The 24,229-nt window shown below is 70.2% G+C and carries 29 protein-coding genes; 18 read left to right on the top strand and 11 right to left on the bottom strand.

Annotation, left to right across the window (positions count from 1 at the left end; all coding sequences use genetic code 11):
• Nucleotides 1-23 precede the first annotated feature (23 nt).
• Complete coding sequence (locus ACFLIM_RS18995; protein WP_393167148.1) at nt 24-203, bottom strand: hypothetical protein; 180 nt, start codon at nt 201-203, stop codon at nt 24-26.
• A 347-nt stretch (nt 204-550) separates the two neighbouring features.
• On the opposite strand from ACFLIM_RS18995, the gene ACFLIM_RS18990 reads away from it, so the two are divergent.
• The gene (locus tag ACFLIM_RS18990; protein ID WP_393167146.1) at nt 551-1,387 is read left to right on the top strand and encodes an SAM-dependent methyltransferase; all 837 of its coding nucleotides are present in this window, start codon (nt 551-553) and stop codon (nt 1,385-1,387) included.
• Here ACFLIM_RS18990 and ACFLIM_RS18985 read toward each other — a convergent pair whose 3' ends face one another.
• On the bottom strand, nt 1,388-3,037 hold the full coding sequence (locus tag ACFLIM_RS18985; protein ID WP_393167144.1) for a thiamine pyrophosphate-binding protein: 1,650 nt from the start codon (nt 3,035-3,037) through the stop codon (nt 1,388-1,390).
• Between the two features lie 200 nt (nt 3,038-3,237).
• Between ACFLIM_RS18985 and ACFLIM_RS18980 the strand changes: the two genes are divergently transcribed.
• From ACFLIM_RS18980 to ACFLIM_RS18945, 8 genes are all read left to right on the top strand, one after another.
• Nucleotides 3,238-4,551 carry an SLC13 family permease gene (locus tag ACFLIM_RS18980; RefSeq protein ID WP_393167142.1) on the top strand — a complete coding sequence of 438 codons (1,314 nt, stop codon included), beginning with the start codon at nt 3,238-3,240 and terminating at the stop codon, nt 4,549-4,551.
• A gap of 20 nt (nt 4,552-4,571) precedes the next feature.
• Complete coding sequence (locus tag ACFLIM_RS18975; RefSeq protein WP_393167140.1) at nt 4,572-6,020, top strand: aldehyde dehydrogenase family protein; 1,449 nt, start codon at nt 4,572-4,574, stop codon at nt 6,018-6,020.
• Nucleotides 6,021-6,086: 66 nt separating this feature from the next.
• Nucleotides 6,087-7,463: a Rieske 2Fe-2S domain-containing protein gene (locus ACFLIM_RS18970; RefSeq protein WP_393167138.1), complete on the top strand. Its 1,377-nt coding sequence runs from the start codon at nt 6,087-6,089 to the stop codon at nt 7,461-7,463.
• Entirely contained in the window at nt 7,460-8,035 is a 576-nt protein-coding gene (locus ACFLIM_RS18965; RefSeq protein ID WP_393167137.1) for a 3-phenylpropionate/cinnamic acid dioxygenase subunit beta, read from the top strand. Before ACFLIM_RS18970 ends, ACFLIM_RS18965 begins: the two co-directional genes overlap by 4 nt.
• Nucleotides 8,032-8,265 (top strand): hypothetical protein, encoded by a 234-nt coding sequence (locus tag ACFLIM_RS18960; RefSeq protein ID WP_393167135.1) that lies wholly within the window; start codon nt 8,032-8,034, stop codon nt 8,263-8,265. The genes ACFLIM_RS18965 and ACFLIM_RS18960 overlap by 4 nt, the downstream gene beginning before the upstream one ends.
• Entirely contained in the window at nt 8,262-9,032 is a 771-nt protein-coding gene (gene hcaB / locus ACFLIM_RS18955; protein WP_393167133.1) for a 3-(cis-5,6-dihydroxycyclohexa-1,3-dien-1-yl)propanoate dehydrogenase, read from the top strand. Before ACFLIM_RS18960 ends, hcaB begins: the two co-directional genes overlap by 4 nt.
• Nucleotides 9,033-9,074: 42 nt before the next feature.
• Nucleotides 9,075-9,869: an IclR family transcriptional regulator gene (locus tag ACFLIM_RS18950; RefSeq protein ID WP_393167131.1), complete on the top strand. Its 795-nt coding sequence runs from the start codon at nt 9,075-9,077 to the stop codon at nt 9,867-9,869.
• A 52-nt stretch (nt 9,870-9,921) separates the two neighbouring features.
• On the top strand, nt 9,922-10,605 hold the full coding sequence (locus ACFLIM_RS18945) for a class II aldolase/adducin family protein (protein WP_393167129.1): 684 nt from the start codon (nt 9,922-9,924) through the stop codon (nt 10,603-10,605).
• A gap of 5 nt (nt 10,606-10,610) precedes the next feature.
• On the opposite strand, the gene ACFLIM_RS18940 is transcribed toward ACFLIM_RS18945, so the two are convergent.
• Complete coding sequence (locus tag ACFLIM_RS18940) at nt 10,611-11,498, bottom strand: DNA-3-methyladenine glycosylase family protein (RefSeq protein WP_393167128.1); 888 nt, start codon at nt 11,496-11,498, stop codon at nt 10,611-10,613.
• A gap of 134 nt (nt 11,499-11,632) precedes the next feature.
• On the opposite strand from ACFLIM_RS18940, the gene ACFLIM_RS18935 reads away from it, so the two are divergent.
• From ACFLIM_RS18935 to ACFLIM_RS18915, 5 genes are all read left to right on the top strand, one after another.
• Nucleotides 11,633-13,000, top strand: coding sequence for a sensor histidine kinase (locus ACFLIM_RS18935; RefSeq protein ID WP_393167126.1), 1,368 nt, complete (start codon nt 11,633-11,635; stop codon nt 12,998-13,000).
• A 75-nt stretch (nt 13,001-13,075) separates the two neighbouring features.
• Entirely contained in the window at nt 13,076-13,858 is a 783-nt protein-coding gene (locus ACFLIM_RS18930; RefSeq protein ID WP_393167124.1) for a hypothetical protein, read from the top strand.
• A 101-nt stretch (nt 13,859-13,959) separates the two neighbouring features.
• Nucleotides 13,960-14,577 carry a TetR family transcriptional regulator gene (locus ACFLIM_RS18925; RefSeq protein WP_393167122.1) on the top strand — a complete coding sequence of 206 codons (618 nt, stop codon included), beginning with the start codon at nt 13,960-13,962 and terminating at the stop codon, nt 14,575-14,577.
• Nucleotides 14,574-14,765 carry a ferredoxin gene (locus tag ACFLIM_RS18920; RefSeq protein ID WP_393167121.1) on the top strand — a complete coding sequence of 64 codons (192 nt, stop codon included), beginning with the start codon at nt 14,574-14,576 and terminating at the stop codon, nt 14,763-14,765. The genes ACFLIM_RS18925 and ACFLIM_RS18920 overlap by 4 nt, the downstream gene beginning before the upstream one ends.
• A gap of 10 nt (nt 14,766-14,775) precedes the next feature.
• Nucleotides 14,776-16,047 carry a cytochrome P450 gene (locus tag ACFLIM_RS18915; RefSeq protein ID WP_393167119.1) on the top strand — a complete coding sequence of 424 codons (1,272 nt, stop codon included), beginning with the start codon at nt 14,776-14,778 and terminating at the stop codon, nt 16,045-16,047.
• A 28-nt stretch (nt 16,048-16,075) separates the two neighbouring features.
• Here ACFLIM_RS18915 and ACFLIM_RS18910 read toward each other — a convergent pair whose 3' ends face one another.
• The 3 genes from ACFLIM_RS18910 to ACFLIM_RS18900 form a co-directional block, all read right to left on the bottom strand.
• Nucleotides 16,076-16,474: a VOC family protein gene (locus tag ACFLIM_RS18910; protein WP_393167118.1), complete on the bottom strand. Its 399-nt coding sequence runs from the start codon at nt 16,472-16,474 to the stop codon at nt 16,076-16,078.
• A gap of 115 nt (nt 16,475-16,589) precedes the next feature.
• Nucleotides 16,590-17,441, bottom strand: a complete 852-nt coding sequence (locus ACFLIM_RS18905) for an oxidoreductase (RefSeq protein ID WP_393167117.1) — start codon at nt 17,439-17,441, stop codon at nt 16,590-16,592.
• On the bottom strand, nt 17,438-17,767 hold the full coding sequence (locus ACFLIM_RS18900) for a nuclear transport factor 2 family protein (RefSeq protein WP_393167116.1): 330 nt from the start codon (nt 17,765-17,767) through the stop codon (nt 17,438-17,440). Before ACFLIM_RS18900 ends, ACFLIM_RS18905 begins: the two co-directional genes overlap by 4 nt.
• Nucleotides 17,768-17,898: 131 nt before the next feature.
• Here ACFLIM_RS18900 and ACFLIM_RS18895 point away from each other — a divergent pair, with 131 nt between their 5' ends.
• Nucleotides 17,899-18,381 (top strand): winged helix-turn-helix transcriptional regulator, encoded by a 483-nt coding sequence (locus ACFLIM_RS18895; protein ID WP_393167114.1) that lies wholly within the window; start codon nt 17,899-17,901, stop codon nt 18,379-18,381.
• Here ACFLIM_RS18895 and ACFLIM_RS18890 read toward each other — a convergent pair.
• On the bottom strand, nt 18,369-19,064 hold the full coding sequence (locus tag ACFLIM_RS18890; protein WP_393167112.1) for an SDR family oxidoreductase: 696 nt from the start codon (nt 19,062-19,064) through the stop codon (nt 18,369-18,371). The two genes, ACFLIM_RS18895 and ACFLIM_RS18890, sit on opposite strands and share 13 nt — an antisense overlap.
• Nucleotides 19,065-19,161: 97 nt before the next feature.
• Between ACFLIM_RS18890 and ACFLIM_RS18885 the strand changes: the two genes are divergently transcribed.
• Together ACFLIM_RS18885 and ACFLIM_RS18880 are read left to right on the top strand one after the other, a co-directional pair.
• On the top strand, nt 19,162-19,530 hold the full coding sequence (locus ACFLIM_RS18885) for a MerR family transcriptional regulator (RefSeq protein ID WP_393167110.1): 369 nt from the start codon (nt 19,162-19,164) through the stop codon (nt 19,528-19,530).
• Nucleotides 19,531-19,605: 75 nt separating this feature from the next.
• The gene (locus ACFLIM_RS18880) at nt 19,606-19,836 is read left to right on the top strand and encodes an antitoxin (protein ID WP_393167109.1); all 231 of its coding nucleotides are present in this window, start codon (nt 19,606-19,608) and stop codon (nt 19,834-19,836) included.
• Here the strand turns inward: ACFLIM_RS18880 and ACFLIM_RS18875 are convergent, their stop codons facing one another.
• Nucleotides 19,837-20,637, bottom strand: a complete 801-nt coding sequence (locus ACFLIM_RS18875; RefSeq protein WP_393167107.1) for an MBL fold metallo-hydrolase — start codon at nt 20,635-20,637, stop codon at nt 19,837-19,839. It lies immediately after the preceding gene.
• Between the two features lie 17 nt (nt 20,638-20,654).
• Nucleotides 20,655-20,828, bottom strand: coding sequence for a hypothetical protein (locus ACFLIM_RS18870; RefSeq protein WP_393167105.1), 174 nt, complete (start codon nt 20,826-20,828; stop codon nt 20,655-20,657).
• On the opposite strand from ACFLIM_RS18870, the gene ACFLIM_RS18865 reads away from it, so the two are divergent.
• Nucleotides 20,821-22,311, top strand: coding sequence for a cobyric acid synthase (locus tag ACFLIM_RS18865; RefSeq protein ID WP_393167103.1), 1,491 nt, complete (start codon nt 20,821-20,823; stop codon nt 22,309-22,311). The genes ACFLIM_RS18870 and ACFLIM_RS18865 overlap by 8 nt on opposite strands.
• Here the strand turns inward: ACFLIM_RS18865 and ACFLIM_RS18860 are convergent.
• Entirely contained in the window at nt 22,308-23,321 is a 1,014-nt protein-coding gene (locus ACFLIM_RS18860; protein WP_393167101.1) for a 1-acyl-sn-glycerol-3-phosphate acyltransferase, read from the bottom strand. The genes ACFLIM_RS18865 and ACFLIM_RS18860 overlap by 4 nt on opposite strands.
• Nucleotides 23,322-23,348: 27 nt before the next feature.
• The gene (locus ACFLIM_RS18855) at nt 23,349-24,161 is read right to left on the bottom strand and encodes a patatin-like phospholipase family protein (RefSeq protein WP_393167099.1); all 813 of its coding nucleotides are present in this window, start codon (nt 24,159-24,161) and stop codon (nt 23,349-23,351) included.
• Nucleotides 24,162-24,229 lie beyond the last annotated feature (68 nt).

Raw genomic sequence — 24,229 nt, 5'->3', positions numbered from 1 at the left:
GCCTTCAGCTTGGCCGCACCCATTTACGGAATCCTTAAGGCTTTCCTACGCCCGTACGTCTGCCCGGACAGCGCCAGCACCCCGAGCGCGGCCAGCGGCCCGAGGACGGCTCCGGCCGCGTCCATGGTCCTCTGCACGCCGAACGCGCGGCCCAGGTGCTCGGCCGGCGTCCTCGTACGCGGCCTTGGGGGTACCCGGAACATAGATCATCGTGATGAGCAATGGGCATCGCGAAGATGAATGAACGTCCGAGAAGGCGGCGTGGTTCGCGCTAGGCGCGCCGCGCAGGCACTGGTGAGGCCGGCGCGCCGGTGAGGTCCCGGTCGGTGTCGGACAGCCTCAGCGCGGTCGAGGCGTTTGGTGACGTAGTTGCGCACGATCATCGGGAGGCGCAGCGCGCGAAGATTCTGGTAACAAACATTTCCCGAAGTAACCGGTCTATCGTGTTGTCATTGTCTGGAATTGTTGGAACATATGGGTGGAGTCATCGAGTGAGGTCCATAGATCGCTAACGCAAAAAGGGCGACGGCGAGGGAAAGGGGCAACGCTCATGCGCCAACGTGCTGTCCGAAACCTGGCGAAGCTCGACACGACGCAGGCCAGAATCACGCGGATACTCGATGCAGCGGCGGGTGGGAAGAACAACTTCCTCGCGGACAAGGACATGGTGCGCTATTTCGATCAAGCGGCCCCTGTCGCCACGACCGCGGCCCGCGCCGTGCTCCAGTTCTTATCCCGGGTAGTACGCCACCTGGCCGCCGCCGAAGGCGTTGACCAGTTCTTGATCGTGGGAAGCGGAGTCTCCAGCGGCCTGTCGGAGGGCCACCGGTTGCACGACATAGCGCGCCACACTTCCACCAGCCCCGCCCTACGCGTCGTTTACGTGGAAAACGACCCGATGGCGGTGACCATGGCGCAGGCCACCATCGAGCCCTTCACCAATGTGGTCCGTGTGGTGGAGGGTGATGTGCGGGAGATCGACGAGATAATCCGGGACCGGGTGGTCCAGACATTCCTCGACTGGGACAGACCGCTGGCCGTGCTGCTGCTGTCTTCGTACAGTCTCGACGACGACGAGTACGCCCATTACGTCATCAAGCGGCTCCGGCACGCGGCGGCGAAAGGGAGTTTCCTCGGCCTGTTGCAGACCACGTTCGACGCCATCCCGCCGGAATTGCTGCCCGCCATCCGCGACCTGCTCGCCATGACGTTGCCCGGCCTCGCGATCCGCTCCCGAGACGAGGTTCAAGCCTTGCTGGAGGGTCTCGACCTGGTGGAGCCCGGGCTGGTGTGGGTTCCGCAATGGCGTCCTGCCGAGCGTGGCCTGGCCTGCGGTGACGAGCCCAGCGCGGCCGGCAACTACGGCGCCGTGGCCCGCATACCCTGATCAGCGCGCGACCGGTGGGGTCAGGCCCGGCGGCAGCCCGGCCATCCGGTCCTGGACGACGTCGATGATGGCCGGCAGGTCCTGGGCCAGCGCGTTCTCCAGGGCGGGGCTCAGATCCTCGTCGGCTTCGACGCGTGCCCCGTGGCCGCCGAGCGAGCGGGCGAATCCGGCGAAGTCCGGGTTCCCGTAGAAGACGCCGAGGTAGCGGCCGTCATGGGCGACGCGCTGGCGGTCCCTGGTGTTGCCGTAGGAGAAGTTGTTCATCACCACGTTCACGACCGGGATGCGCTCGCGTACGCAGGTCTCGAAGTCCTGCGCCACCATCCAGAAGCTGCCGTCGCCGCTCACGGTCACCACACGATGGTCCGGGCGGGCCAGGGCGATGCCCATGCCCGCGGGCAGGCCCCAGGCCATCGCGCCGCCCGCGGAGCCGAAGAAGGTACGGGGGCGCGGCAGCCGGAGGTGGCGCTGGGTCCACGGGCCGAAGCTGGGAGCGTCCTGAACCAGCAGGATTCCCGCGCGGCCGGCCAGCTCGCGCAGACCTCGGACGACGGCGGAGCTGCCGACCCCGGAGCCCGGGGCCTCGTCGGTCAGGCTGGAGGCCTCGTCGAAGGCCGTGCGCAGCTTCGCGAGCCGGGCGCTCCCGTCCGGCAGGCCCGGGGGCGCGGCGTCGAGCAGCGCGCGGGCGGCGAGTTGGGCGTCGGCCACGATGCCGACGTCCGGCAGGTAGACGCGGCCGAGCTCCTCCGGGTCGATGTCGACGTGCACGAGCCTGGTGTCCGGCGAGATCAGGGTCCACCGCTTGGTGGTGAACTCGGAGAAGCGGCAGCCGAGGGCCAGCAACACGTCCGCTTCGGCGATGACCCGCTCGGACACCTCGTGCGCGCCGTACCCGAGCGCGCCGAGGTAGACCGGGTCGGCGTGGGGGACCAGCCCCTGCCGCAGCCACGTCGTCAGCAGCGGCGCGTTCATGCTCGCGGCGAGCCGCAGGTAGGTGCCGGGGTCGCCACCCGCGCCGCCGCCGAGCAGGACCGCGGGCCGCTGCGCGGTGGCCAGCACCGACCACGCCTCCTCGATGGCCGCCGGCGCGGCGGCCGGCGGGTGAACGCGGCGGCGCGGTGCCGGGGTGGCCGCCGCGGTCGCCTGGAGCACGTTGAGGGGGAGTGACACGACCACCGGCCCCGGACGGCCGGACGTAGCGGCCCGTACGGCGCGCTGCAGGAGTTCGGGCACCCGCCGCACGTCATGAACCTCGACCGCCCACTTGGTCATCGGCCGGAACGTCGCCAGCACGTCCATCTCCTCGAACGCCCGCCGCTCCACGACGTCCGCCGGGACCTGCCCGATCAGCGCGAGCAGCGGCACGGACTCGTCGTAGGCGTTCTGCACGGCGATGGCCAGATTGGCCGCGCCCGGCCCGCGCGAGGCCATGCAGACGCCGAGCCCCGCTCCCGATCGCGAGACCCCGTCGGCGAGGAAGCCGGCGACCTGCTCGTGCCTGGTGGAGATGAACCGGATGGCGTCCTGCCTGGCCAGGCTGTCGATGAGGTCCATGATCGTGGTACCGGGGACCCCCGCCACCAGCTCGACGCCCTCGGCTGCCAGACACTCGATGACCAGATCCGCTCCTGTGCGCGCCGGGACCGCCATTGTGCTCCTCGTTATCTACTCACAGGAAACTCTCTCTGCTAGTCAGAAGTCTTCACATATCGGACGGCGAGCGTCAAGGTGCAGTCAGGGCCCTTGACGGGCCCGCCGAAGTAGCAGAAAGTACTTCTTCACATCAGAAAACCTTCCGGGTGAACATCATCGCCCGGCCGTCGCTCCCGCATCCCCCCAGGGAGAGCCACGTGTCCATTCACCTCATCGGAGTCCTGGCGCTCGTCCTCATCTTCGTCATCGGCACCTTGAGACCGGTCAGCATCGGAGTGCTGGCGCTCATCGCCACGATCCTGCTCGGCACCCTGGTCGCCGGCGAGAGTTTCGACGAGGCGCTGGCCGGCTTCCCGCCCGATCTGTTCGTGCTGCTCGTCGGCGTCACCTACCTGTTCGGTCTGGCCGCGGTCAACGGGACCATCGAGTGGGTCATCGACCGGGCCGTCGGCCTGCTCGGCGACCGCCCCGCGACCGTGCCCTGGGTGATCTTCATCTTCTCCGCGGTGCCGACCACGGCGGGCGCGCTCGGCCCCGCGGGGGTGGCCATGCTGGCGCCGCTGTGCCTCCGGCTCGGCGAGAGGTACGGGATCGATCGGCGGATGGCGGCGCTGATGGTCATGCACGGCTCGTGCTTCGGCAACTTCTCGCCGCTCAACGGCTTGACGATCATCCTGCGCCAGGCGGCGGAGAAGAACGCGCTGGAGTTCTCGGGGACTGCGTTGTTCTTCGGCAACGCGGCCTTCAACATCGGCCTCGGCATCATCATCTACCTGCTCTTCGGCGGGCGGGCGTTGCTGAGCCGGACGCGCGGGGCAGCCGTACAGGCCACCGTGGCTCCCGCCGGCGGCCCCGGCGCGGCGCTCGCCCCGGACGAGAAGGCTCCGGCGCAGGAGCCTCCGGTGCGTACGGCGTTGCGGCCGGACCAGGCGATCACCCTCGTCGTCGTGCTCGGCGTGGCCGTCGGCGCGCTCGTCTTCGACATCGAGATCGGCGCACTCGCCCTGGGCGCCGCGGCCCTGCTGCACGTGAGCTTCCCCACCCGGTTCGCCGGGGCGGACAAGCGCATCGTCTGGTCGGTGGTGCTGCTGATCTGCGGCGTGGTCACGTTCGTCGCGGCGTTGCAGCGGTACGGCACGGTGGACGCCGTCGGCGGCGCCATCGCGGGGATCGGCGTGCCGCTGCTGACCGCGTACCTGATCTGTCTGGTCGGGGCGTTCACCTCGGCCTTCGCTTCCAGCGCCGGCCTGCTCGGCGTGCTGCTGCCGCTCGCCGCGCCCTTCCTCACGCACGGGCAGGTCGGGGTGACCGGGATGATCACGGCGCTGGCCGTCTCGGCGACGGTCGTGGACTCGACCCCGTTCTCGGCCGTCGGGGCGCTGACCCTGGCGACCGCCCCCGAAGTGGAACGCAAGTCGCTGTTCCGCGTGATGCTCGTATGGGGGCTCGCGATGGTGATCACCGCGCCTGCCGTGACCTGGCTGGTGTTCGTGTTGCCGAGCACCCTTTGACCGGCAAGGAGAGGAAACTCATGAAACAGCACGCGGATCGCCCGTGGCATGTGCTCCTGGGCGGGGCCCCGCTGCCGGTGGCCGCCCGCTACGCGGTGGAGGACCCGGCGACCGGCGCGCGGCTGGCCGAGGTCCCCGACTGCGCGCCGGAGGAGGTCGATCGGGTCGTCCGCGCCGCCGCCGAGGCGCAACGGGCGTGGGCGGGCCGGCCTCCCCGGGAACGCGCGGGGAAGGTACGCGAGTTCGCCGCGCTGCTACGGGCCAACGCCGAGGAGCTCGCGGCCCTGGACGCCGTCGACGCCGGGTTTCCGCTGGCCGTGATGCGCGCCGACGTGGCGGCGGCCGCGACCATCGTGGAGATCATGGCGGACCACGCGCTCGGGCTGGGCGGTCAGACGTACCCGCTGTCGGGCGACCTGCACTACAGCGTGCGGGAGCCGTACGGGGTGGTGGCGCGGATCGTGCCGTTCAACCACCCCCTGTTCTTCGCCGCGTCCAAGAGCGCCGCGCCGCTGGTGGCCGGCAACGCCGTGGTGGTCAAGGCGCCCGACCAGACCCCGCTCTCGGCGCTGCGGATGGCCGAGCTGGCCGCCGAGGTGTTCGGCCCGGACCTGTGCGCGGTGGTGACCGGCCGTGGCGCCGTCACCGGGCAGGCGCTGGTACGCCATCCGCTGATCCGCCGCATCGGCTTCATCGGCGCTCCCGCGACCGGACGGCTGGTGCAGCGCCAGGCGGCCGAGAGCGGCGTCAAGTACGTGAGCCTGGAGCTCGGCGGGAAGAACGCGCTGATCGTCATGCCGGACGCCGACCTGGCCAGGGCCGCCGCCGGCGCCGTCTCCGGCATGAACTTCACCGCCACCGCCGGCCAGTCCTGCGGATCGACCAGCCGGCTGCTGCTGCACGAGTCGGTCGCCGAAGAGGTGCTGGGCAAGGTCGTGGACCAGGTGCGGGCGATCAGGGTCGGGCACCCGCTCGCGGAAGGCACGCAGATGGGCCCGCTGATCGACCGCAGGCAGTACGACAAGTCCCTGACCGCGATCTCGGCGGCGACCACGGCCGGGGCCACGGTGCTGACCGGCGGCGGGCGGCCGGAAGGCGTGGGCGCGGACGGCTACTACGTCGCGCCCACCGTGCTCGGCGACCTGGCGCCGGACAACCCGGCCGCGGTCGAGGAGATCTTCGGCCCGGTGCTCTCCGTGCTGACGTTCCGCGACGAGGCCGAGGCGGTCGAGATCGCCAACCGCAGCGAGTACGGCCTCACCGCGAGCGTCTGGACCGGCGACGTCACCCGGGCGCATCGCATGGCCGCCCGGCTGCAGGCCGGATACGTGTGGGTCAACGGCAGTTCCCGGCACTACTGGGGGTTGCCGTTCGGCGGGGTGAAGGGGTCGGGGGTGGATCGGGAGGAGTCGCTGGACGAGCTGCTCTCGTACACCGAGACCAAGGCGGTCACCGTCGTTCTCGACTGAGATGCCGGGACGCCCTATTCTTGAGAGAGGAGAGTCTCTCTGTTGAGCAGAAAGTTGGAGTCAGACATGGCCGACCTGCCCTTCGATCCGGCCGATGTGCGGCGAGGGATGATCCCGGCGCACATCTACAACGACGACGAGGTGTTCCGGCTGGAGTGCGAGCGGCTGTTCAGCCGGGCATGGATCTTCGTCGGGCACGTCTCGGAGGTTCCCGAGCCGGGCGACTACGTGGTGCGGCAGGTGCTGAACGACTCGTTCATCGTCGCCAGGGGAGAGGACGGCCAGGTCAGGGCGCTGTTCAACATGTGCCTGCACCGGGGGATGCAGGTGTGCCGGGCCGAGATGGGCAACGCGTCGCATTTCCGCTGCCCGTACCACGGCTGGTCCTACCGCAACGACGGCAGGCTGGTCGGACTGCCGTTCCACCGGGACGCCTACGGCGGCGAGGCCGGCTTCCGCCGCAAGGGTCAGACGCTGTTGCCGGCGCCCGCGCTGGACACCTACAACGGGCTGATCTTCGTCAGCCTGGACCCCGACGCGCCGCCGCTGCTCGACTACCTCGGGGGCTTCGCCTTCTACCTCGACTACTACACCAAGCAGTCGGCGCAGGGCATCGAGCTGTCCGGGCCGCAACGCTGGCGGATCAAGGCGAACTGGAAGATCGGGGCGGAGAACTTCGCCGGCGACATGTACCACACGCCGCAAACGCACACGAGCGTGGTGGAGATCGGGTTGTTCCGCGAGCCGAGGGCGGAGAAACGTAAGGACGGCAGCACCTACTGGGCGGGCAACGGCGGCGGGACGACGTACAAGCTGCCGCCCGGCACGCTGGAGGAGCGGCTGCGCTACGTCGGGTACCCCGACGTGATGATCGAGCGGATGAGGCGGTCGTGGTCGGCCGACCAGCTCGACGTCGTCGGCAGGGACGGCTTCATGGTCTCGGCGGCGTCGGTGTTCCCGAATATGAGCCTGGTGCACAACTGGCCGCGGGTCGCCGACTCCGAGGAGGTGCTGCCGTTCATCTCGATCAGGACCTGGCAGCCGATCTCGGCGAACGAGACCGAGGTGCTGTCCTGGTTCGCGGTCGACGCGGGCGCGCCCGAGGAGTTCAAGGCCCTGTCGTACAAGGCGTACCTGATGTGCTTCGGCAGCACGGGCATGTTCGAGCAGGACGACGTGGAGAACTGGGTGTCGCTGACGCACACCGCGGGCGGCGCGATGGCCCGCAGGCTGCTGCTCAACAGCCGGATGGGGCTGCTGGCCGACGGCACCGAGATCACCCCCGCGCTGCCGAAGGAGCAGTTCGCCGGACCCGGCGAGGCGCACGTGGGCTACGGCGAGTACAACCAGCGCCACCTGCTGAACCGGTGGGTGGACTACCTGGAACGCCCCGCGACGACGGCGCGGTCCGTGCGACTCGGCGGCCAGGAGGTGACGGCATGACCTCCCATTCGGCGAAGTCCAGACTCGGCGGGCACGCGCCTGCGCTCCAGCGGACGGGACCGACCCTGCCGTTCGCCGACGAACGGCACCTGCTGGCGCACCAATGGCTGGTCGACGAGGCCTATCTGCTCGACGCCCAGGACTACGAGAGCTGGCTGGGCCTGCTCGCCGACGACATCCACTACCTCATGCCGGTACGGGTGACCACCGCGCGCGGCGCCGGATACGACTGCGCGCCGGGAATGGCGCACTTCGACGAGGACAAGTACTCGCTGAGCCGCCGGGTGGCACGCTTCCAGACCGAGCACGCGTGGACCGAGGACCCGCCGTCCCGGCTGCGGCACCACCTCGCGAACGTGCGCACGTTCGCCACGCCGGACCCCGGCCATCTCGTGGTCGACTCCGCGGTGCTGCTCTACCGCAGTCGGGGCGACGTGCGCGAGGCGGCCCTGATCTCCGCGGGGCGCGAGGACCTGCTGCGACGCGACGGCGACGGCTGGCGGCTGGCCAGGCGGACGATCCTGGCCGACGACGCGGTGCTGCGCACCCAGAACCTGGCGATCTTCCTATGAGAGCGGACGAGAGCGATGAGGTGATCGTGCTGGGCAACGAGTTCGCCGAGATCCGGGTCCGCCGCGTGGAGACCCGCAACGGGTCTCGGCTGCTCATCGAGTCGCCGAAGTCCGGGCATTGGGTGTCGTTGTGCCCGCTGGAGCTGGAGGCCCTGACCTGGCAGGGCACCCAGACGTTCTCCGCCATGATCGGTAAGCCGAACCAGCCGCTGATCGAGGAGGAGCCGTGAGCGGCTGGCTGGACGGCAGGCGGGCCCTGGTCGTGGGCGCCGGGTCCGGGATCGGCAGGGCGGTGGTGGCGGCGTTCACCGCCGAGGGCGCCAGGGTCGCCGCGCTGGAGCTGGACCCGGTCAAGGCCGGTGAGCTCGACTGCCCGGTGGTGGTCGGCGACGCCACCACGCGGGCCGCCAACGAGGAGGCGGTCGCCGCGGCCGTGGCGGCGTACGGCGGGCTGGACGTGCTGGTCAACTGCGTCGGCGTCTTCGACTTCTACCAGGGAGTCAGCGAGCTCGACGCCGATCGGCTGGACGAGGCGTTCGAGGAGATGTTCGCGGTGAACGTGAAGAGCCACCTGCATTCGGTGAAGGCCGCGCTGCCCGCGCTACGCGACAGCCGCGGCTCGATCGTGCTGACCGAGTCCACCTCGGCGTACTACCCGGGCCGCGGCGGCGTCCTCTACGTGTCCTCGAAGTACGCGGTGCGCGGGCTGGTCACCGCGCTCGCCCACGAGCTCGCGCCGGAGATCAGGGTGAACGGCGTCGCCCCCGGCGGCACGCTCAACACCGACCTGCGCGGGCTCGGCAGCCTCGGCCTGGACGGCAGGCGGCTGAACGACACGCCCGGGCGGGCGGCGGAGCTGGCCGGGCGGGTGCCGTTGCGGGTGGCGCTGTCGGGAGCCGATCACGCCTGGAGCTATGTGTTCCTGGCCTCCACGCGCTCCGGCGGCGTCACCGGAGGGGTCGTGCACACCGACGGCGGCATGGGAGTGAAGGGGTGAGCTGTGAAATCGCCGCATCCCTCGGACACGTACGCTGCACGCATGGAAGGAACCGAGGCCTATCCCGCAGCACCGGAGTACGGCGCCGCACCGCAGTATCCGATCGAATCGGTGGACAACGCCCTCCGTGTCCTCCTCCTTCTGGGAGAGCGGCCGAGCCTGCGACTGACCGACGTCAGCCGCCATCTGGGCGTGGCCTCCTCCACCGCACACCGGCTGCTGGCGATGCTGCAGTACCGGGGCTTCGTCCGGCAGGACGCGGCGACCCGCAGTTACGTCACCGGCCCGGCGCTGGACGGCGTGGCGCTGGCCGTGCTGCGCAGGCTCGACGTCAGGACGCTCGCCCACCCCGTGCTGGAGCGGCTCAACGCCGAGTTGCAGGAGACCGTGCACCTGGGCCGGCTGGAAGGCCGCGACGTGCACTTCATCGACTCCATCGAGAGCACGCGCGCCCTCCGCGTCGGCAGCAGGCTCGGCCGTTCCATCCCCGCGCACTGCACCTCGAACGGCAAGGCGATGCTGGCCACCCTGCCGGAGGAGGATCTGCTCAGGCTCTATCCCGGCGAGGAGCTGCCCACGCTGACCCCCAAGTCCGTCAGCACGAGGACCCAGCTCATGGAGGTTCTCGCCGAGGTCCGTCGGCTCGGCTACGCCACCAGCGACGAGGAGAGCGAAGAAGGCGTCTGCTCCATCGGCGTCGCCCTGCAGACCGGCCAGCCGGCCCGGCTGGCGGTGACGGCCTCGGCGCCCATCAGCCGCATGTCCCCGGCCACCCGGGAGAACATCCTCTTCGAGCTGCAGAAGGCGGCAGAAGAGATCAACGCACTACTGCTCTAGCGTCCCGCGATCATGCGGGGCGTCGTACGCACGATCGGAGGCACCACCCCGCATGAGCAACGCAATCCGAGACCTGGTCGCGACCTCGTCCCGTGTCCTGGCCGCGGAAGGGCACGGCGACCTCATCTGGGGTCACGCCTCCGCCCGCGACCCCGAGGGCCGAGGCGTGTGGATCAAGTCGGCCGGGTGGGGCCTGGAGGAGGTCGACGCCGACCGGGTGCACCTGGTCGACGGCGACGGCAACGTCCTCGACGGCGAAGGGAAGCGGCACAGCGAGTTCCCGATCCACACCGAGATCATGGCCGCCCGCCCGGACATCGGCGGGGTCGTGCACACCCACTCGCCGAACGCGGTCGCGCTGGCGGCGACCGGGCAGCCGCTGCGGCCGGTGAGCCACGCGGCCAACTACTTCGTGCCGCCCGAGGTACCCCGGTTCACCGAGACGGCCGACCTGATCCTCACCCCGGAGCTCGGCCGCTCGGTGGCGCGCACGCTGGGAGAGGCGCGCGCGGTCTTCCTGGTGAACCACGGGCTGGTGACCGTGGGTCCGACCCTGCAGATGGCGACGGTCGCCGCGGTGCTGCTCGAACGGGCCTGCGAGCAGCAGTTGCGCACCCACGCGGCCGGCGGGTGGCCGACCTGGTCGCCGCCGGGGGAGTCGCTGGCCAAGCGCGAGCACGTCTACCCCGATGCGGCCGTCTCCGGGGTGTGGGACTACCTCGTACGCCGCCTGTGATCCGCTCAATCTCGATCGTCCGTGACGCCATAGGTGGATGCCCGGAACAGGAACGAGGCCCAGGAGCGGTAGGGCCGCCACGCCTCGGCCAGCCTCCGGTACGCGGCAGGCGGCGCGTCCTCCGGCAGGCCGTACGCCTCGCGCAGGATCGTGAACAGGCGCGGCTCGTCGCCCGGGAACGCGTCCGGCGCACCCGCACCGCGGATCAGGATCAGTCCCGCGGAGAACGGCCCCACACCGGGCAGGGCGCGCAGCTCGGCCAGGGCCTCCTCCGGGCCGAGCGCGCGCAGGTGCTCGGTGGTGAGCACGCCGTCGAGCGCCGCGCGGGCCAGCCCGCGCAGCCACTCCTCCTTCTGCGCGGGCAGCCCGAGGCCCCCGGCCTCCAGCAGCGTCACGGGCGGAGGGAAGGCCGGGTACGTCCGCCCGTCCACGGTCACCTTCGCGCCGTACCGTTCCGCGATGCGCTGTTTGAGCCGGGAGGCGATGAGCATCGACGAGCGCTGCACGATCACCGCCCAGCACGCCGCCTCCCACGGGCTCCAGAAGCACACCGGCCGCAGACCGGGACTGCGCCGCTGCAGGTCGCCCAGCACCGGATCGGCGTCGCCGAGCTTGGCGAAGCCGGCGCCGTCCACGTCGAGGGAGAGGATCCGCGCCACCTCGCCCCGGATCCCCGGTCCCGCGGCCCGCGTGGTGGCGACGGCGACCCCGCCCGGCGCGCCGGTCACGGTCACGCCGATCGGCAGCCAGTCGGACTCCGCGCAGTAGGCAAAGCGCAACGCCCGCCCGTCGGAGGGTAGTCCGCTGGTGGCCGGCCAGTCCTCGACGAACCGCAACGAGGCGCCGAAGTCGAACGGGCCCTCGGCGGTGAGCCTGAATCCGTGCGTGGTCATGCGCGTATGTTAGGAGGCCGTCGGACCGGCCGGGACCCGTGGCTCGACGGAAACCCTTCTTGGCCAAGGCTTTCCCATAGCCAGAGGGCTGCTGGGCCAGGCCCTACTAGCTTGAAGGTGTGGGTAACTGTTTCTTGAGGTTGCGCCCACGGTCGATTCGCGGGCGGCTCACGCTGCTGAGCATCGTGACCATGCTGCTCATCCTCATCCCATTGGCAGCCGTCGTGAGCACGGTGATCTCGCAGATGATCGCTGATGTGATGTGGCAGGACACGCAGCAACAGGCGATCCTGGTGGCGGCAGCCGTTCGCGGGGGCTACCTGCCGCACGTGATCGTACCGACCGTACCGGGAGTCGACCTGGTGCAGGTCGTAGGACGGGACAAGCGGGTCATCGCGGCGTCCGCGGCGGCCAGGAACAAGCCGCCGATCAACATGGCCTGGCCTACGCCGGACGATCCGGTGCAGCATCTGCAAACCTGCTCCAACGGCGGCCCAGGCTGTCTTCGCCTCACGGCGCTCCGGGTCGATTCCAGGTCTGATTCCCCGGTGGTCTACGCCGCCCGGCACACCACGACCGTCATGTCCACCGGCTTCGTGGAGGCCATCGTGGGCGGGCAGGCCGCTGTCCTGGTCGCCTTCTTCGGCTGGATCTCGTGGAAGGTCACCGGGCGCATCCTGCAGCCCGTGAACGCGATCCGATCGGAGCTGGCCAATATCACCTTCAGTGACCTGAGCAATCGAATCGCCGAACCGGCGGGAGACGATGAGATCGCCCGGTTGATCCGTACCCTCAACCAGACCCTGCTCCGGCTGGAGCGGGCCACGCGGGAGCAGCGGCGGTTCGTCGCGGATGCCTCGCACGAGCTGCGCACCCCGCTGGCGGGGTTGCGCGTCAAGCTGGAGGAAGGCCAGATGCATCCGCACGACCTCGACGTGAACGGGCTGCTCGACCACACCCTCGGCGATGTCGACCGCCTGCAGGCGATCCTGGCCGACCTGCTCCTGCTCGCCGGTCTCGAGTCCCACGTGAGGGGTGTGCGTCAGCGGGTCGATCTGGCCGAGCTGACCCGCGCGGAGCTGGAGCGGCGGGCCTGTCGCGTTCCCGTGCGATCGAGCCTGGCGGACGGCGTCGCCGTGGAGGGCGTGCCCAGCCAGCTCAGCCGGGTCCTGATCAACCTGCTGGACAACGCGCAGCGGCACGCCCGGCACGGGATCGACGTCGAGGTACGCCGAGACCAGAGCGACGCGCTGCTGACGGTCTCCGATGACGGCCCCGGAATCCCCGAGGCCGATCGCGAGCGGATCTTCGAACGGTTCACCCGGCTGGATTCGGCCCGCAGCCGCGACCACGGCGGCACCGGCCTGGGCCTGGCGATCGCCAACGACGTGGTGCACGCCCACTCGGGAACCATTCTCGTCGGCGAATCCGCCGCCGGCGGCGCCCGCTTCGAGGTGCGGCTCCCGCTCGCCCCTCAGGCCGTCGCCAACTCTTCCCACTGACCGCGCTTTACCGGAGTTTTCGGGCACGCATGATCGGGTGGTCCGGACCAAGTCGCGAGAGAACAGGAGATCTTCGTGCGTCGACACCGACGACCCGTTCTGACGAGCCTGGCCGGGGTGTGCGTTGCCGTACTCGTGGCGGGACCCGCCGTGGCCGCGGCCGCTCCGCCGGATCCCGCGCCGGGAGGCCCGCAGCGGCCGTACGAGCCCGATGTCAACGGCCCGGAGAACATCGATTCGCTGACCGTCTCGGTGACACGTGAGAAAGGCACCAGGAAAGGCGTGACCGTGACCTTCGACCGGAAGAGCGTGAGCGCCTCCGGCGGGGTCCCGGCGGGGGCGCGGCGATTCGTGCTCCTTTATGACCCGTCGATCCGGTTCAACCCTGAGGCGTTCCCCACTTGCTCCCGTGACGTCCTGGTGGACGAGGGACCACAGGCGTGCCCGGCCGCCTCCCGGGTGGGACGGGCGGCGGGCACCCAGCTCGACGGGACCCGGCTGCAGGCGATCGGATACAACGCGCGGATCGCGGGCCGGCCGGGAATCCTGCTGCACTTCCCGGACACGGGTGTGCTCCTCGAGCAGACCATCGAGCAGGTGACGGCGCCCTATCGGGCGGACTACCGCTGGGCGATCGACGAGCTGATCATGCCCAACGACCAGCCGCCGGAGGAGCGCGCGGGTACTTCCCGGTTCGAGCTCACCTTCGGCGCCACGCGCTCGACGGCCGGTCGTACGGTGAGCTTCGTGGAGACCACCGCGAAACCCGGAGCCCGGCTGAAGTTCGGCTTGTGGAGCGAGTTCGTCACCGGCCAGGTGGTGCTGCCCACGGCGCACGCCGTACTTCCCGCGTCCTAGCGGGAACGGAGCGAGGGCCGTCCGTCCGGACGGCCCTTCGCTATGCCGCTAAGCTAATCCCACCCTTGACGAATCAAAATGAACAAACGTTTAATTCATTCATGGGGCGAATCGCGGGCGTCACCGCTGCTGAGACGCGGGAGCGGTTGCTGCGTGCGGCCGCCGAGGTGTTCGCCGAGCGCGGGTACGACGGCACGCGCGTGGCCGACATCGCCGCGGCCGCGGGGGTGAGCAACGGCGCGCTGTACGCGCACTTCGGGTCGAAGGCCAAGCTGCTGGTGGCCGCGTTGCGGGCGCACGGGCCGCGGTTGCTGGCCAGCCTGTTCGCCGCCGATCCCGACCGGTCGATCGCGGATCTGCTCATCGCCGTCGGCCGCCGGCTGCCGCACCGTCGCGAAGCAGGCGGCTATCTCATCGTCGAGGCGTTGGTCGCGGCCCGCCGGGACGAGGAGGTCGCCCAGCCGATGCGCGACTACGTCGGCGAACGCGCCGGCTGGCTGGCCGGGCTCGTACGCGTGGCCCAGGGCGGTGGCGAGCTCGACGGCGCGCTGTCGCCGGACGCGTTCGCCCACTTCTGCCTCCTGCTCGCGATGGGCAGCGCGCTGGTCACGCCGGACCTGCACGCGGTGGACGACGAGGAGTGGACCGCGTTGCTCACTCGCGTCGTCAGTGCCCTCGCCCCGCCCGAGACCACCGTACAGAGGGGAGCATCACAGTGAAAGTACAGATCGACTCCGCGCGATGCCAGGGGCACGGCCGGTGCTACGACCTCGCCCCCGAGCTGTTCAGCGAGGACGACGAGGGCTACGGGCAGGTCGTCGGCGAGGGCAGCGTGCCGCCGGACGAGGAGCGCGCGGCGCGCCTGGCGGTGTCCAACTGTCCCGAACGAGCGATCGAGATTCTCTAGGAGCCGTGGCATGACCGCCGATGACCGCTTCAGCCCGGACTTCCGGGAGACGCTGAAAGACCGTGCCCTCGGCGTCCGCAACGAGATCGTCACCGGCCCGGTCTCGGACTGGGCGACCGACTTCTCCCACGCCGAGCCGGAGTGGGCGGCCGACCCGTACCCGATCCAGGACGAGCTGCGGGAGCGTTGCCCGATCGCGCGCACCGAGCGGTTCGGCGGCGGGTGGTTGCCGACCCGCTACGAGGACGTCGCGGCCATCGCCTACGACACCGAGCACTTCTCGTCCCGGGCGATCATCATGAGCAACTTCCGGCCGCCCCGCGAGCTGGCCCCCGTGGGCGGCATCCCGCCGATCTCCTCCGACCCGCCCTTCCACCACCACGCGCGCAAGCTGCTGCTGCCGGCGTTCACCAAGAACGCGGTCGCCAGGCGGGAGGCGGCGACCAGGGCGTTGTGCCACACGCTCATCGACGCGCTGGAGGGGCAGGACGTCGTCGACGCCGCCCGCGACTACGCCCAGCACATCCCGATGCGGGTCATCGCCGACATGCTCGGCTTCCCGCCCGAGGACGGGCCGCGCTTCCGCGTGTTCATCGAGAACGCGCTCGAAGGCGTCAACCTGCAGCCGGAGGAACGCATCGCCCGTACGGAGAAGCTGTTCGACTACCTGTTCGCGCAGATCCGCGAGCACATCGACAACCCGCGCGACGACCTCACCAGCTACCTGATCGACGCCGAGTTCGGCGGCCAGAAGCTCGAGCCGTCCCACGTGGCGGGCACGATGGCGCTGCTGCTCATCGCCGGCATCGACACCACCTGGAGTGCGATCGGCGCGTCATTGTGGCACCTGGCGAAGACCCCCGCCGACCGCGAGCGCCTGGTGGCCGAGCCCGCCCTGCTGCCGACCGCGATGGAGGAGCTGCTCCGGGCCTACGCCCCGGTCACGATGGCCCGGCTGGTCAAGGAGGACATGCACTGGAACGGCGTCGACATGAAGTCCGACGACTGGATCCTGCTGTCGTTCCCGGCGGCCAACCGCGACCCGGCGCAGTTCGACCGGGCGGGCGAGGTCGTCATCGATCGCGAGGTCAACCGGCACGCCGCGTTCGGCCTGGGCATCCACCGCTGCGTGGGCTCGCACCTGGCCCGCATGGAGCTGCGGGTCGCCCTCGAGGTCTGGCTGGAGCGGATCCCGGCGTTCACCCTGGCCGACCCGGCGGCGGTGGCCTGGGCCACCGGTCAGGTCCGCGGACCGCGCACTCTGCCGATCCGCGTCGGCTGACCGCGGCCAGGCCGCGCTGTCAGGTGTGTCAGCTTGCCGGGAGCGAGGCGTACAGGTCGACGCCGTTGCCGTCGGGGTCGGCCACCGTGGCGTAACGCATCCCCCAGAACGCGTCGAACGGTTCCTTGATCCCGCGGTACCCGGCCTCGACCAGCTCGGCGTACTTGGCGTCCACTCCAGCCGGAGCGTCGAACTCGAAGCTCAAGAGGATACGGGGCCCGCCGGTCGGCGCACTCCAGCCGGGCAGGAACGGGGTGCGGAGGCCCTCGGTGTCCAGCATGATGTGCAGCCCGCCGGGCAGGTCGCAACCGGCGTGCTCGGGCATGCCGGCCTCGAGCTTGAACTCCAGTCCCAGGTGGGCGTAGAAGGCGATCGTGGCGTCCATGTCGGACACCACGATGTCGATCGTGTTCATCGTCGGATTCATGACGTGCTTCCTCTCTGGATCAGCAATTACGGCCTCCGGCCGGAGGCCTTCACCAGGGAGACGATTGGCGGCCCGGCCGATACGACACCTCGGCCGGGAACTTTGCGATCCGGGCTCAGTCCGGCCGGCTCGGGGGGAAGTCCACGGAGCGGGAGATGTCCTCGTGGGCGCTGATTTCGGTGAGCTTGGTGTGCAGTTCGCCGATTACCGCATCGTATCCGGCACTGCCCAGTACCAGCCGATGGGGCGGGTCGGGCCGGTTGATCGCCGCTATGACGGCTCGCGCGCCCGCGATCGGGTCCCCGGGCTGGTTGCCGTCCTGCTCGATCATGGTCGTACGGACGCCGTCCAGCAGCGGCCGGTAGTCCTCGATGCTCTCCCGCACCGGTTCGTGGGCGAACCCGGCGTAGGCGCGGGTGCGGAAGGCGCCCGGCTGCACGGCCAGCACCTTGATGCCCAGCGGCGCCACCTCCTGGCGGAGCACGTCGGTCATGCCCTCGATGGCGTGCTTGGCCGCGGTGTAATAGCCGAAACCGGGCACTCCTCTCAGCCCGGCGACCGAGGAGACGTTGACGATCCGGCCGCCGCGCCGGGCGCGCATCCCGGGCAGGACGGCGCGGGTGACCGCCAGGACGGCGAAGAAGTTCAGCTCGAACAGGTTCCTGACCGCCGCGTCGTCCATGCCTTCCACCGAGCCGTACCAGCCGCGTCCGGCGTTGTTGACCAGCACGTCAATGCCGCCGAAGCGGGCCTCGGCGGCCGCCACGGCCTGGTGGATCTGCCGGGTGTCGGTGACGTCGAGTCGCAGGGTCAGCACTTTGTCGCCGTGCGGCTTGGCCCACGTGTCCAGTTCCTCGGGTCTGCGGGCGGTCAGGGCCACGCGGTCGCCGGCCTCCAGCGCCGCGTCGGCGAAGGCCATGCCGAACCCGCCGGGTGTGCCGCCGGTGATGAACCAGGTCTTCATCATGGCTCGATGGTCAGGTGCTGGATGAGGTCGTCGCGCAGCGTGAAGCGGAAGCGCAGGTCCACCGTGCCCCCGGGGAAGTCGCCGGCCAGGTGCTGGGTGACGGTGTACTGGCGCTCGCCGGACTGCTCGGCGGCGAGCGGCGTGATCGTGTAGGTGAAGGCTTCGGCTGTTTCGTTCATCCACGCGGCGATCGCGGCGGCGCCGTCATGAGTGCGGCCTTCGTCGACCACCGTGGCGTCGGCGGCGAACAGGGCGAGCTGGGCCGCTGTGTCATGGTCGCTGTGGGCGCTCAGGTAGCGGGTGACGGTTTCGGGCAGCGCGGGCATGGCAGGTCCTTCGTAGGTCGATGTTGTGGCCGCAGGCACGCGGAAACAGAGGTGGTCTGCACACCTCTAATAACTGCTAAAATGAAAGGAACTGACTTCGATAATAGCAGTAACTTGTGTGAGGAGTGACCGTGCCAGGCCGCACCAGGCCAGAAGACCGCGAATGTCCGCTGTCCACCACGATCGAGCACATCGGCGAGTGGTGGACCCTGTTGCTGCTGCACGACGCCTTCGACGGCTACACCCGCTTCGACCAGTTCCAGGAGAACCTGCGCATCTCCTCCAGCATGCTCACCAGCCGGCTCAAGACGCTGGTCGCGGACGGCATCCTGGAGCGTCGCCCGTACCAGACGAACCCGGTGCGGCACGAGTACGTGCTGACCGAGATGGGCCACTCGCTGCGCCCGGTCATCGTCGCGATGGCGGCCTGGGGCAACGCCCGGCTGGCGCCCGAGCAGCGCAGCATGATCCTGGTCGACGCGGACACCGGTGAGGAGGTCGAGCCCGTCGTGATCGACGCCAAGACCGGCCGCCGCCTGGACGACAGCCGCGCGTACGTCTTCACCGCCGGACCGGCCGCCGGCCCGGCGATGCGCGCCCGCTACACCGCGTAGAACAGGCTCGGGTCGGCCGACAGGGGGGCCTTGGCTTTGACGCTCCACTCGTCGACCACGACCTCGATCCTGCCCTCCTCGATGCCGTCGAGCGCGGCGCGCGACACGTCCGCGGGATCGTTCATGTCGCCCTCGTAGCCGGCCATCATGTCCGTGTCGGCGGCCCCCAGGTGCACGCCCGTGACCAGGGTTCCCTGGCCGGCCAGTTCGAGGCGGACGCCGTTGGTCAGGCTCCACTCGGCGGCCTTGGCGGCGCTGTAGGCGTTGGCTCCGTCGTACGAGAACCAGGACAGGGCCGACAGGACGTTCAGTATCGCTCCGCCGCCGTTCGCGCCCAGGACGGGAGCGAAGGCGCGGACCACGTTGAGCGTGCCGTAGTAGTGGGTGTCCATTTCGAGGCGGATCTTCGCGAGGTCTCCGGCGATCAGGTTCGTGCTGGTGGCGACGCCGGCATTGTTGATCAGGAGCGTGACGTCCTGGGCGGCCGCGGCGGCGGCCCGCACCGATGCCGGATCGGTGATGTCGAGCCGCAGGGTCTCCACGCCCGGGAGGTCGACGAGTTCGGGGTTGCGCGCCGTCGCGTAGACCTTCTTCGCGCCCCGCTCCAGCAGTTGGCGGGCGAAATGGTGGCCGATGCCGCGGTTGGCGCCGGTGACGAGCGCGACGGAGCCGGAAATCCTCATGGTTGCCTCCTGGCAGGTGGTGGGTCACGGCTACGCTAAGACCTGACGTTGACGTCAGAGGCAAGTCTTGTGATCCGGATCACCGCGAGGAGGATTCATGCGCATCGGCGAGCTCGCCGCCAGGGCGGGCGTGAGCGTACGGGCCCTGCGCTACTACGAGGAGCAGCACCTGCTCAGCTCCGAGCGCAGCACCAGCGGCCAGCGGCACTATCCGGAGAGCGCGGTCGAGCGCGTCCGGCTGATCCAGCAGCTGTACGCCGCCGGGCTGGCCAGCAGGTCGATCGTGGATCTGATGCCGTGCGTCGTGACCGGCGAGGTGACGCCCGAGCTGCTCGACCGGCTGGAGGCGGAGCGCGACCGCATCGACACGCGCATCGGCGAGCTGACGAAGACCCGCGACCGGCTCGACAACGTCATCACGACGGCCGCCACGGCCGCCCGCGAGGGCCGGCCCTGCCCCCGGTAAGGCGCCGGTGTGAAACATCATCCGGAAATGCCGGGGTAGGGAGCGACCGTAGTCTGAAGAACAGGGAGAACGGGCATGAGCCGCATCGGGGAATGGCTGAAGAAGGCGGAAAACCTGGCCAGGGGGCACTCCAAGCAGGCCGACCAGTTGCTGGACAAGGCCGAGCGGTACACGAAGGAGCGCACCGGGCACAAGTACGACGAGCAGATCGACAAGGGCACGGACGCGGTGCAGCGTCGCTACGGCGGCGGCGAACAGCGGCCTGACCAGCAGCAGGAGCAGGAGCGCCGCAGGCCGGAGGGGTGACTAGCGGTCCTGGACGAAGGACAGGTAGCGGTCGGCTGAGCGGCGGACGGCCTGCGTGCCGTCCGTGTGGACGATGCGTTTCCACCAGCCGCCGTAAACCCGGTCGAACGCGTACGGCTCCAGCAACGACAGGGCGCGGCGCACGACCTGCGGACGTTCCGGGATGAAGTTTGGGTAGCTGTACATGAAGCTCACCCAGCGCCGGTCCTGGACGACCTGGAGGATGTCCCCGGAGAACAGGGCACCCTCGCCGCGGGACCAGTGCAGCACCTGGCCGCCTTCGAAGTGCACGCCCGCGTTGATCAAGGTGAGGTCCTCGGTGATCTGGTGGGTGTCGCCCTCCCAGAACACCACCGCGTCGTCCGGCCTGGCCACCCACTGCCGGTCGGCGGCGTGGATGTACACCGGGGCGTCGAACGCGTGGGACCACTCGATCATGGAGCCGTAGAAGTGGGGGTGGCTGATGGCGATGGCCGTCAGCCCACCCAGCTCCCTGACCTGGGCGATCAGGTCGTCGTCCAGGTAGGAGACCATGTCCCAGAGCACGTTTCCGGCCGGGGTGCGGACGAGGAGGGCGCGCTGGCCGATGGCGGTGGGCGGGGCGGTGCCGATGCCCACCACGTCCGGGCCCTCCTCCGCCACGCGACCACGGTGGCCCGCGGCCGCCAGCTCCGCCAGGGTGGTCCACTGCTGGCCGTCCCAGCCGACGTACTGGCGTTCGTCCTCGCAGATCGGGCAGTTCGGTCGGGGCTCGGCGTACTGGACTCCGCAGGTGCGGCAGATGGGCAGATCGGCGGGCATAGCCGCCAGCATAGGGGTCAGCCGCGGGCGGCCTCCATGACCTTGCGCGCGTCGCGTTCGAAGGACGCCCGGGCGCCGAGCGTGAGCAGGCCGCCGACCCCCTCGAACGCGACGCGCGCAAGGGCCACTACCGCCGCGGCCAGCGCGGCCGCCGTCGGGATCGAGCCCCCGTACGATGATCGCATGGTCAAGGGGGCGTTACTGGTCGCGGGCACCACGTCCGACGCGGGCAAGAGCGTGGTCACCGCCGGCATCTGCCGCTGGCTGGCCCGGCAGGGCGTGCGCGTCGCGCCCTTCAAGGCGCAGAACATGTCGCTCAACTCGTACGTCACCGCGGAGGGCGCCGAGATCGGCCGGGCCCAGGCGGTGCAGGCGCAGGCCGCGTTCCTGGAGCCGGTCGCCGACATGAACCCGATCCTGCTCAAGCCGGGCAGCGACCGCCGCAGCCAGGTCGTTCTCATGGGCAACCCGGTGGCGGACGTGGACGCGATGGAGTACGGCGCGCTCAAGGACCTCCTCCGCAGCACGGCGCTGGAGTCGCTGGACCGGCTCAGGAAGCAGTACGACGTGGTGGTGTGCGAGGGCGCGGGCAGCCCGGCCGAGATCAACCTGCGCCGCGGCGATATCGCCAACATGGGCCTGGCCAGGGCCGCGAACCTCCCGGTGATCGTGGTCGGCGACATCGACAGGGGAGGGGTGTTCGCCGCGTTCTACGGCACGGTGGGCCTCCTGGACGCCGCTGACCAATCGCATATTTCCGGATTTGTCATCAACAAGTTCCGGGGCGCGGCGGAGCTGCTGGAGCCCGGCCTCGACATGCTCAGGCGGCTGACCGGGCGCGCGGTCTACGGCGTGTTGCCCTGGCTCGACGGGCTCTGGCTGGACGTCGAAGACTCCCTGGCCCTGGACAACCGCAGGGTCACGGTACGCGGACCGTACGGCAGGCAGACCCTGCGGGTGGCGGTCGTCCGGCTGCCGCGGATCTCGAATTTCACCGACCTGGACGCGCTGGCCGCCGAGCCGGGCGTGGTGGTGCGGTTCGTGACCGATCCGGTCGAGCTGGACGATGCCGACCTGGTGGTGTTGCCCGGCTCCCGGGCCACGGTCACCGACCTGGCATGGCTGCGGGAGCGCGGCCTGGCGGCGGCCATCGAGGGTCGGGGAGGGCCGGTGCTGGGTATTTGTGGTGGGTTCCAGATGCTCGGGCGGGAGATCGTGGACGAGGTGGAGTCGGGAGCGGGGCAGGTCGAGGGGCTGGGGAGGTTGCCGGTGCGGGTCGAGTTCGCGGGGGAGAAGCGGCTTGGGCGGCCCGAGGGTGTGGCTTACGGGGAGCCGGTGCTGGCGTACGAGATTCATCATGGGCGGGCGTCGGTGGAAGGGGGCGAGCCGTTCCTCGACGGGTGCCGGGTGGGGAACGTCTGGGGCACCACCTGGCATGGGGCGCTGGAGAACGACGGTTTCCGGCGGGCCTTCCTGGCCGACGTGGCCCGGCGGGCGGGGCGGGACTTCGTACCGGCTCCTGACACGGACTTCGCCCGGCTCAGGGAGGAGCGGCTGGACGCGCTCGGCGACCTGGTCGAGCGGCACCTCGACACGGATGCGCTGCTCCGGCTCATAGAGGACGGCCCGCCGCCCGGCCTGCCGGTCCTACCGCCAGGCGCGCCTGCCGGCTAGTCCGCGCCGGTCCGTGCCATGCGCTGGGCGGTGATCCAGGCGTCGATCTGCTCCCAGTGGTCGAACAACCAGCGGATCCGGTCCTGGCGCTCGGTGGGCACTTCCGCGGCCGGGACCCGCCACCACTTCGCGGTGATGTGAGCGCTGAAGGGCAGCTTGCGCCAGACATCCCCGATCGTGATGAGCTCGTCGAGCCCGGTGTGCGCGACGAAGATGACGTCCGCGGATGGGCACGCCTCGATGGCCGTGATGGCGCCGTTCGGGCGGGGCGGCAGCAGGTGGTCCAGGCCGCGCGCCCGCTCCGCCTCCTCGGCCAGCCCCTTCTCCTCCAGCCGCCGGATCGCCAGCCGGCGGCGGCGCGGGGTGAAGTTCCCGCCCTCGGGGAAGATCACGAGGGCGTCCTGATCGTCCATCGTCGCGGCGAGGCGGTGGATCTCCTCGATGATCCGCTGCTGTCCGGATCTGCGCGGTACGAACGCGTTCGGCAACCGGTTGATCACCACGTCCAGCGACGGGTCGAACTGGAGGGCGGCCTTCATGACGATGCGCGGCCGCCGTCGATAGAGCGCTAAGAGGTGATAAATCAATAAAAAGGAGTCGCCGGGGCCCGCATGCCTAGAAAGCACAATGACCGGCCGGGTCAGCCGCGCCGCCTGTTCCTCCGCCGTGAGCTCCGGCTCCTCGACGTCCATGGTCAGCCGGAAGATCCGCACCGCGGCCGCGTACACCTTCGACAGGAACCACCTGATCAGCGCGTAATGCCGCTCCTGGCGCCGGGCCCCGCCGGCCACCCACAACCATAGGCACGCGATCAGCACGGCCGACTCCAGCGTCAGCCAGGCCACCCCGAACCAGACGAACCGCAGCCCCCGGCGCTGCGGCGGCGGCAGGCGCAGCGACGCGGCGGCCGTGACGACGAGCCAGAACGGCAGCGTCACCAGCATGAACACGGTCACGACGATGACCAGCGGAGCCAGCACCAACCGGCGCAGGAAACGTGGTGGGAGCAAGGTCGGCCTCCCTGAACGGTCAGGCCTTCATCCTCCTCCTGTCCGCAAATAGCGGGAAGACGCCTCGTAAGCCCGCTCGATGTACCGCGAGATCTGCGAAAGGTCGCGATAGCGCAGCGGCGAGAGCGGCTCGGCGACCCCGGCGGGCAACACGTGCACCTCCACCCCGGGCGGCAGGTTGGCCAGGTCCTCGGCGAAGCGGTGCCGGCGCGCGATCTCGAATGCCACCATGCCCACCTCCCAGAACCGCCTGGGCGGCGTCAAGGGCCGTTCGATCCGCCCGACGTGCAGGACGTAGACGCGCTTGGCCCCGAGCTGCACGGCCCGCCCGACGGGAATGCTGTGCACCAGCCCGCCGTCGAAGAAGTGCTCGCCGCCGATCACGACGGGCGGCAGCAGCCCGGGCACCGCGCACGAGGCCAGCACCGCGTCGACCAGCGGCCCGCTGGTGAACCAGTGCGCCGCCGCCCGCTCGACCGAGGCCGCCACGCACTGGAACGGGACTTCCAGCTCCTCGATCCGGGAAACCCGCACGGTCTTGCTCAGGACCTCACGTAGCGGCCCGATCGGGTGCAAATGGGTGCCCGTCCTGGCCAGCGTGGACAGCCGGGTCACCCATGAACCGGCGAACGCCGTACGTACGACATCGGAATGCCACAAAGACACCAGCCTGGCGACCGCCTCGGAAGGGGCGGCGGCGATGAGCGCCCCGTTCAGGGCCCCGACGGACGTGCCCACCACCAGGTCCGGGATGATGCCGGCCTCGTCGAGGGCCTGCAGCATGCCCACCTCGTGCGCGCCGAGCACGCCGCCGCCACCGAGCACGAACGCGGTCTCCACGCCACCACCCTCTCGTTGCCGCGTCCCGGAAGCAAAGACCTCGGCAGGCTGCCGAACCCCTCCGATGA

Origin of the sequence: Nonomuraea marmarensis (assembly GCF_043197025.1) — a bacterium.
GTDB classification, from domain to species: domain Bacteria; phylum Actinomycetota; class Actinomycetes; order Streptosporangiales; family Streptosporangiaceae; genus Nonomuraea; species Nonomuraea marmarensis.
This window is presented reverse-complemented; position numbering and strand designations above follow the sequence as displayed.

Excerpts from the sequence above, each read along its gene's own strand:
- ACFLIM_RS18995 (WP_393167148.1), bottom strand. The coding sequence starts at position 203 with ATGTTCCGGGTACCCCCAAGGCCGCGTACGAGGACGCCGGCCGAGCAC.
- ACFLIM_RS18990 (WP_393167146.1), top strand. The coding sequence starts at position 551 with ATGCGCCAACGTGCTGTCCGAAACCTGGCGAAGCTCGACACGACGCAG.
- ACFLIM_RS18985 (WP_393167144.1), bottom strand. The coding sequence starts at position 3,037 with ATGGCGGTCCCGGCGCGCACAGGAGCGGATCTGGTCATCGAGTGTCTG.
- ACFLIM_RS18975 (WP_393167140.1), top strand. The coding sequence starts at position 4,572 with ATGAAACAGCACGCGGATCGCCCGTGGCATGTGCTCCTGGGCGGGGCC.
- ACFLIM_RS18970 (WP_393167138.1), top strand. The coding sequence starts at position 6,087 with ATGGCCGACCTGCCCTTCGATCCGGCCGATGTGCGGCGAGGGATGATC.
- ACFLIM_RS18965 (WP_393167137.1), top strand. The coding sequence starts at position 7,460 with ATGACCTCCCATTCGGCGAAGTCCAGACTCGGCGGGCACGCGCCTGCG.
- ACFLIM_RS18960 (WP_393167135.1), top strand. The coding sequence starts at position 8,032 with ATGAGAGCGGACGAGAGCGATGAGGTGATCGTGCTGGGCAACGAGTTC.
- ACFLIM_RS18950 (WP_393167131.1), top strand. The coding sequence starts at position 9,075 with ATGGAAGGAACCGAGGCCTATCCCGCAGCACCGGAGTACGGCGCCGCA.
- ACFLIM_RS18945 (WP_393167129.1), top strand. The coding sequence starts at position 9,922 with ATGAGCAACGCAATCCGAGACCTGGTCGCGACCTCGTCCCGTGTCCTG.
- ACFLIM_RS18940 (WP_393167128.1), bottom strand. The coding sequence starts at position 11,498 with ATGACCACGCACGGATTCAGGCTCACCGCCGAGGGCCCGTTCGACTTC.
- ACFLIM_RS18925 (WP_393167122.1), top strand. The coding sequence starts at position 13,960 with ATGGGGCGAATCGCGGGCGTCACCGCTGCTGAGACGCGGGAGCGGTTG.
- ACFLIM_RS18915 (WP_393167119.1), top strand. The coding sequence starts at position 14,776 with ATGACCGCCGATGACCGCTTCAGCCCGGACTTCCGGGAGACGCTGAAA.
- ACFLIM_RS18910 (WP_393167118.1), bottom strand. The coding sequence starts at position 16,474 with ATGAATCCGACGATGAACACGATCGACATCGTGGTGTCCGACATGGAC.
- ACFLIM_RS18905 (WP_393167117.1), bottom strand. The coding sequence starts at position 17,441 with ATGATGAAGACCTGGTTCATCACCGGCGGCACACCCGGCGGGTTCGGC.
- ACFLIM_RS18900 (WP_393167116.1), bottom strand. The coding sequence starts at position 17,767 with ATGCCCGCGCTGCCCGAAACCGTCACCCGCTACCTGAGCGCCCACAGC.
- ACFLIM_RS18890 (WP_393167112.1), bottom strand. The coding sequence starts at position 19,064 with ATGAGGATTTCCGGCTCCGTCGCGCTCGTCACCGGCGCCAACCGCGGC.
- ACFLIM_RS18885 (WP_393167110.1), top strand. The coding sequence starts at position 19,162 with ATGCGCATCGGCGAGCTCGCCGCCAGGGCGGGCGTGAGCGTACGGGCC.
- ACFLIM_RS18880 (WP_393167109.1), top strand. The coding sequence starts at position 19,606 with ATGAGCCGCATCGGGGAATGGCTGAAGAAGGCGGAAAACCTGGCCAGG.
- ACFLIM_RS18875 (WP_393167107.1), bottom strand. The coding sequence starts at position 20,637 with ATGCCCGCCGATCTGCCCATCTGCCGCACCTGCGGAGTCCAGTACGCC.
- ACFLIM_RS18865 (WP_393167103.1), top strand. The coding sequence starts at position 20,821 with ATGGTCAAGGGGGCGTTACTGGTCGCGGGCACCACGTCCGACGCGGGC.